5 protein-coding genes are annotated in these 6,112 nt (G+C 69.0%); 4 read left to right on the plus strand and 1 reads right to left on the minus strand.

Annotation, left to right across the window (positions count from 1 at the left end; all coding sequences use genetic code 11):
- The first annotated feature begins 146 nt into the window (after window positions 1–146).
- On the plus strand, window positions 147–926 hold the full coding sequence (locus ABE488_RS15825; RefSeq protein WP_346445593.1) for a DeoR/GlpR family DNA-binding transcription regulator: 780 nt from the start codon (window positions 147–149) through the stop codon (window positions 924–926).
- 15 nt (window positions 927–941) lie between these two features.
- Here ABE488_RS15825 and ABE488_RS15830 read toward each other — a convergent pair whose 3' ends face one another.
- Complete coding sequence (locus ABE488_RS15830; RefSeq protein WP_346449387.1) at window positions 942–2,042, minus strand: amidohydrolase family protein; 1,101 nt, start codon at window positions 2,040–2,042, stop codon at window positions 942–944.
- 118 nt (window positions 2,043–2,160) lie between these two features.
- Between ABE488_RS15830 and ABE488_RS15835 the strand changes: the two genes are divergently transcribed.
- The 3 genes from ABE488_RS15835 to ABE488_RS15845 form a co-directional block, all read left to right on the plus strand.
- Window positions 2,161–4,257 (plus strand): glycoside hydrolase family 36 protein, encoded by a 2,097-nt coding sequence (locus ABE488_RS15835; protein WP_346449388.1) that lies wholly within the window; start codon window positions 2,161–2,163, stop codon window positions 4,255–4,257.
- Window positions 4,254–5,165 (plus strand): DMT family transporter, encoded by a 912-nt coding sequence (locus ABE488_RS15840; protein WP_346449390.1) that lies wholly within the window; start codon window positions 4,254–4,256, stop codon window positions 5,163–5,165. Before ABE488_RS15835 ends, ABE488_RS15840 begins: the two co-directional genes overlap by 4 nt.
- Before the next feature lie 32 nt (window positions 5,166–5,197).
- A partial coding sequence (locus tag ABE488_RS15845) for a class II D-tagatose-bisphosphate aldolase, non-catalytic subunit (protein ID WP_346449391.1) occupies window positions 5,198–6,112 on the plus strand: 915 nt, incomplete at its 3' end.

The following is a 6,112-nucleotide window of genomic DNA, read 5'->3' on the forward strand; positions in this document are numbered from 1 at the left end:
GGCCTCGAGTTTCCGTTGAACCCGCCGCCCCGATCGGCAGCCTGCCGCGCATGCGGCCATCTCCGCTCCGGCCCGATGTTTCGTTATCCGCTCAATGGCGAAATTTAACGAAAACGGGCATACTTCGCCGCATTGTGAAAACGTCCATGACAGGAAGCCGGGATACCAGCCAGCGCAGGTTGCGGATCAGCGAGCTGGTGCGTCAGCACGGCAGTGTGCAGGTCGCCTCGCTCGCCGAGCTGTTCGGGGTCAGCGTGCAGACGGTCCGCAAGGACCTGCGCTATCTCGCCGAGCGCGGTGTCATGGCGCGGGCCTACGGCGGCGCCATCGACAGCAGCGTGGTCGGTGGTCCGACGGCCGAGCCGGCCTACGAGGTCAAACGCAGCGAACGCCTGGACGCCAAGCGCCGCATCGGCCGGCTGGCCGCGACGCTGATCAAGGTCGGCGACACGATCGCGATCGACTCGGGGACCACCGCCATCCAGTTGGCCGAGGCGATGCCCAACATCCAGGTCACCGTGGTCACCAACGACTTCGGCGTGCTGACGGCGTTGACGCCCAAGAACAACGTCGACATCGTCATGCTCGGCGGCGAACTGCGCCGCAAGAACATGGCCTTCTACGGCGGCATGACGGTCGACGCGATCGATGCGCTGCACGTGGACGTGGTGTTCCTCGGGGTCGACGGTTTCGATCTGGAGCGTGGGATCACCACTCACTACGAGCCCGAGGCGATGCTCAATCGCAAGATGATCGAGGCCGCGCGCAAGGTGGTGGCGATCACCGACAGCTCCAAGTTCGGGCGCATCTGCCTGCACCGCATCATGCCGGTCGCGGACCTGGACTCGCTGATCACCGATTCGGGCGCGCCCGACGATGTGCGCGAGGCCAGCCGGCAACTCGGCTTCGAGCTGCTGCTGGCCTGACGTCGCCTCCGGCGTTCAACGCCGGTGCGGGGCGAACACGCGCATTGCGTTGCTGTAGTACACCTTGTCGACGACCGCGCGCGGCAACGCCAGCCCGCGCACGTCGGCACGGATGGTGTCGATGCGCTGGGACTGCGCTGTCGCCAGGAACATCCAGTCCGAGCGCCAGGTCGCATGCGCGGCCTGCCGGAATGCCTCGGGGTCGGTGTCCGGCGCCTGGGTCAGGTCGGTGCCGTAGAGCAGGCGGTCCTGGTAGGCGATGAAGAACGCGCGCACCTTGTCGTGGTCGCGGACGGCCTGGTACTGCACCTGGGCCATGCGCGCGGCCAGGTCGACCGTGGCATCGGGGTAGCGGTCGAGGAAGGCGGCGAGCCGGTCGACATCCCATTCCAGGCTGGCCATGTGCGCGCCGACGAAGCGCAATTGCGGATGCGCGTCCAGGAAGCGGTCGCGGACCGCCATGTGGGTCTCGTAGCCGGGCTGATCGGGGTGTAGGTACATGTGGTACTCGGGATGGTTGCCGAAGTACTCGCGGTCGTTGTCGGTGGTCATCTGCTCGAGCGGCAGCCAGCAGTTGTGCGGCTCGCCCTGATGGCCGATCAGTGGAATGTCGAGCGCGCGGATGCGTTCGGCGATCGGGGCCAGCGCCGGGTGGTCGAGCATGATCGGCCGGCCCTGCGCGTCGGTCTCCACCATCCCGACGTTCTTCCAGATCTTGACCGCGAGCGCGCCGCGCGCGACCTCGGCCGCCAGCGCATCGCCGACCGCCTCCGACCAGCCCGGGCTGTCGAAGCCGGTCATGCGGAAGGTCGCCGCCCAGTGGAACCGGACCGGATCGGCTGCGGCCTGTTTCAGCGCGATCGTGTGCTGGGTATCCACCGGCGGGAATGCGGGATAGTCGACATTGATCGACAGCAGTTCGAAGCCGTCGGCACGCGCCTGCTCGACAAACGCGGTCGAGTCGGCATTGGCGTGCACATGGGCATCGAACTTGCGGACTGTGGCGAAATCGTCCATCGCATAGCGGGCCGTTGACGAGGTGTCGGCGCGGGGCGCGGCGCAGGCGCCGAGCACGCAGGCGGCGACGAGCGCCGCAAGCCGGGACGGGAAGGGCATGCCGGTCTCCAGTTCGATATCGAAACTTTTTTAGCACACAACGAAACAAATGTGTTGCGATGTGCGCCGGATTTGACGCAGACTCGGCGAAACCGAACGAAAGGGGAGAGCCCGGCACATGCTGCCCGTCCGACGTCGCACCGTTCTCAAGCTCGTCTCCGGCACCGCGGCCTACGCCGCTGCGCTGCCGTTGGTCCAGGCCGCCTCGCCGGCCATCGCCGCCCAGGCCCGCGCGCTCGCACACGACAGCCTGCTGTCGGTCGAATTCGATGCGACCATGCGCAGCCGGGTGCTGGCGCGTGGCGAACCGATCACCGGCTTCGACGCCAGCGAGGCCTTGTTGCTGGCCGATGGCAGCGCGATCGAGCAGTTCGCATTCGTCGACGAGCGGGTGGAGCGGGTCCGCAGTGCACGCCATGGCCCCGGACGGCGGCACGTGGTGCGTGGCCGCTCGGCGCAAGGCATCGAGAAGACGGTGGAACTGACGTTCCACGAACGCCATCCGGGGCTGGCAGTGCTGCGCACGCGCTACCGCAATGGCGGCCAGACGCCGCTGGAAATCGCCGGCTGGCGCAACGCGGCGCACGCGATGGCCGACGCCGGCGACGGCTTCTGGAGCTTCTCGGGTGCCACGCATACGGACCGCCGCGACTGGGTACAGCCGCTGACCGAAGGGTTCGCGCAGCGCAACACGCTGGCAATGGATTCCTCCGACTACGGCGGCGGCACGCCGGTCGCCAACATCTGGCGCCGTGACGTAGGGCTGGCGGTGGGCCATGTCGAGCCCAAGCCGCGGCTGCTCGACCTGCCGGTGTCGCGCGATGTCGACGGCGGGGCACGCATCGCGATCGAGAGCACGCGCGCCGGCACGTTGGCGCCGGGCGAGGTTCTGGACAGCGACCGCTGCTTCCTCGCCGTCCATACCGGCGACTACTTCGGCGTGCTGCAGCATTACAGCCGCTGGATGGCCGACGAAGGCATCGCGGCCCCGGACGTCCCGGCCTCGGCGTTCGCGCCGATCTGGTGCGCCTGGGGCTACGAGCGCGACTTCACCACCGAGCAGGTGCTGGGCACGTTGCCGAAGGTGAAGGAGCTGGGCCTGGAGTGGGTGGTGCTCGACGATGGCTGGCAGACCAACGAGGGCGACTGGCAGATCGACACGCGCAAGTTCCCGCGTGGCGAGGCGGACATGATCGCCTTCGTGCAGGCGATCAAGGCCCAGGGCCTGCGCCCGCGGCTGTGGCTGGCGCCGTTGGCCGCCGATCCTGGCAGCGAAGTGCTCTATCGCCACACCGACATGCTGTTGCTCGACCGCGATGGCGCCAGCCAGAACGTGACCTGGTGGAACGCGTTCACCCAGTGCCCCGGCTACCAGCCGACGGTGGACTTCTACGTGGCGCTGGTGACGAAGATCATCGGCGAATGGGGTTTCGAGGGCCTCAAGCTCGACGGCCAGCATCTCAATGCGGTCGCGCCCTGCTACAACCCGGCGCACCACCACGCCGACCCGATGGAATCGTGCGAAGCGGTCGCGACGTTCTGGCAGGCGATCTACGACGCGGCGCATGCGGCCAATCCCGATGCGGTGGTCGAGTTGTGTCCCTGCGGCACCGCGTTCGCGTTCCACAACCTGCCGGCGACCGACCAGTACCCGTCGTCCGATCCGCTGTCGTCGTGGCAGGTGCGCCACAAGGGCAAGACGATCAAGGCGCTGATCGGCAAGCGCGGCAGTTACGCTGGCGATCACGTCGAACTGGCCGACGGCGGCGCGGATTTCGCATCCAGTGTCGGCATCGGCGCGGTGATCTCGACCAAGTTCACCTGGCCGGCCGACATCCCCGAGCCGAAGCTGGACATGCCGCCCGGCGGGCTGGTGCTGGGCGCCGACAAGGAAGCCTTGTGGCGCAAGTGGATCGACCTGTATCGCGCGCACATGCTGCCCAAGGGCGACTATCTGGGCACGCTGTACGACATCGGGTTCGATCGACCCGAGACCCATGTCATCGGCAAGGACGGCGCGCTGTACTACGCGTTCTACGCCGAGCGTTGGGACGGCCCGCTGCAGTTGCGTGGGCTCGGCCGCGGCCGCTACCGGGTGCGCAACCTGTTCGACGGTGCCGACCTGGGCACGGTCGACGCGCGCAGCGATACGCTGGCCTCGGTGCCCTTCGAGACCTTCGCGCTGTTGCAGGCTACGCCGGACGGCGCGGCATGAGCGCGGTCGCCGCAGCGCTGCCCGGTGGCCGTGCCTGGCTGGGCTTTGCGATGGCCACGGTGGTGCTGTGGGGCGTGTGGGGCACGTTGTCGGGCCTGACCGCCAGCCCGGCCTTTCCCGAAACGCTGGTGTACTGCGTGTGGGCGCTGACGATGGTGCCGCCGGCGCTGTTCGTGCTGTGGCGCAACGGCTGGCGTGTGGACCGCAGTCCACGGGCGATCGTCTACGGGCTGCTGATCGGCCTGCTCGGGGCCGGTGGGCAGATGCTGCTGTTCAAGGCGTTGGCCGGCGGGCCGGCGTACTTCATCTTCCCGATCATCTCGCTGTCGCCGGTGATCACGATCGCGCTGTCGTTCACGCTGCTGCGCGAGCGCACCACGCGGGTGGGTGCGGTCGGCGTGGTGCTCGCGTTGTTGGCGCTGCCGCTGCTGGATCTGTCGCTGGGCAGCGCAGAGGGGGAGGGCCTGGGCTGGTTCGTGCTGTCGCTGCTGATCATGCTGGCCTGGGGCGTGCAGGCCTACTTCATGAAGCGCGCCAACACCGTCGTGCGCGCCGAGAGCATCTTCTTCTACATGACCGTCGGCGCATTGGCGCTGGTGCCGGTGGCCTGGCGCATGACCGACTTCGGCCAGCCGATCGCCACCGGTCTGCAGGGGCCGTGGCTGGTCGCCGCGATCCAGGTGCTCAATGCGGTCGGCGCGCTGTGCCTGGTCTACGCGTTCCGCTACGGCAAGGCGATCGTCGTCGCGCCGTTGACCAATGCCGGCGGCCCGCTGATCACCGCGGCGCTGTCGCTGGTGCTGGCCGGTGTGGTGCCCGGTCCGCTGAAGCTGGTCGGGCTGGCGATGGCGCTGGTCGCCTCGGTGCTGCTGGCGCTCGAGCCCGAACGCCCGACCCCGGCCGACTGACGCCCTCTTTCCGAGATACGACGAGGACCGCGATGCACGCCCTGCTCGAGCTGATCGCCCGCCACACGCGTGGTGACGGCGCCGGTATCCCCTCCCTCTGCTGCGCCCACCCCTTGGTGCTGGAGGCCGCGCTGCGCCATGCCCAGCGCCACGCCCTGCCGCTGGTGCTCATCGAGGCGACCTGCAACCAGGTCAACCAGGACGGCGGCTACACCGGCATGACCCCGGCCGACTTCGTCGCCTTCGTCGGCGACATCGCCCGGCAAGTCGGCTTCGATCCGGCGCGCATCGCGCTCGGCGGCGATCACCTGGGTCCCAATCCCTGGACCGCGCTCAAGGCCGAGGCGGCGATGGCCAAGGCCGAGACGATGGTCGCCGCCTACGTCGCCGCGGGCTTCCGCAAGCTCCATCTCGACTGCTCGATGGCCTGCGCGGGCGATCCGGTACCGCTGCCCGAGGCGACGATCGTCGAACGTGCGGTGCGGCTGTGCCGCGCGGCCGAAGCCGCGCATGCCCGGGCCGGCGGCGAGCCGCCGGTCTACGTGATCGGCACCGAGGTGCCGGTGCCCGGTGGCGCGACCGAGGCCATCGACGGCCTGGCGGTCACTGCGCCCGCGGCGGCGCTGGCGACGATCGAGGCCCACCGGGACGCGTTCGCAGCCGCCGGCCTGCAAGCCGCGTGGACGCGGGTGATCGCCTCGGTGGTACAGCCGGGCGTGGAGTTCGACCACCACCAGGTCATCGACTACGTGCCGGCCGCCGCACGCGCCCTCAGCGCCGCGATCGAACAGGTCCCGGGCCTGGTGTTCGAGGCGCATTCGACCGACTACCAGACCCCCGAGGCGCTGGCCGCGCTGGTGCGCGACCACTTCGCGATCCTCAAGGTCGGCCCCGGCCTGACCTTCGCGCTGCGCGAGGCGTTGTGGGCGCTGGATGCGATCGAGCGC

Origin of the sequence: Luteimonas sp. TWI662, from assembly GCF_039673825.1 — a bacterium.
Lineage (GTDB): Bacteria > Pseudomonadota > Gammaproteobacteria > Xanthomonadales > Xanthomonadaceae > Luteimonas.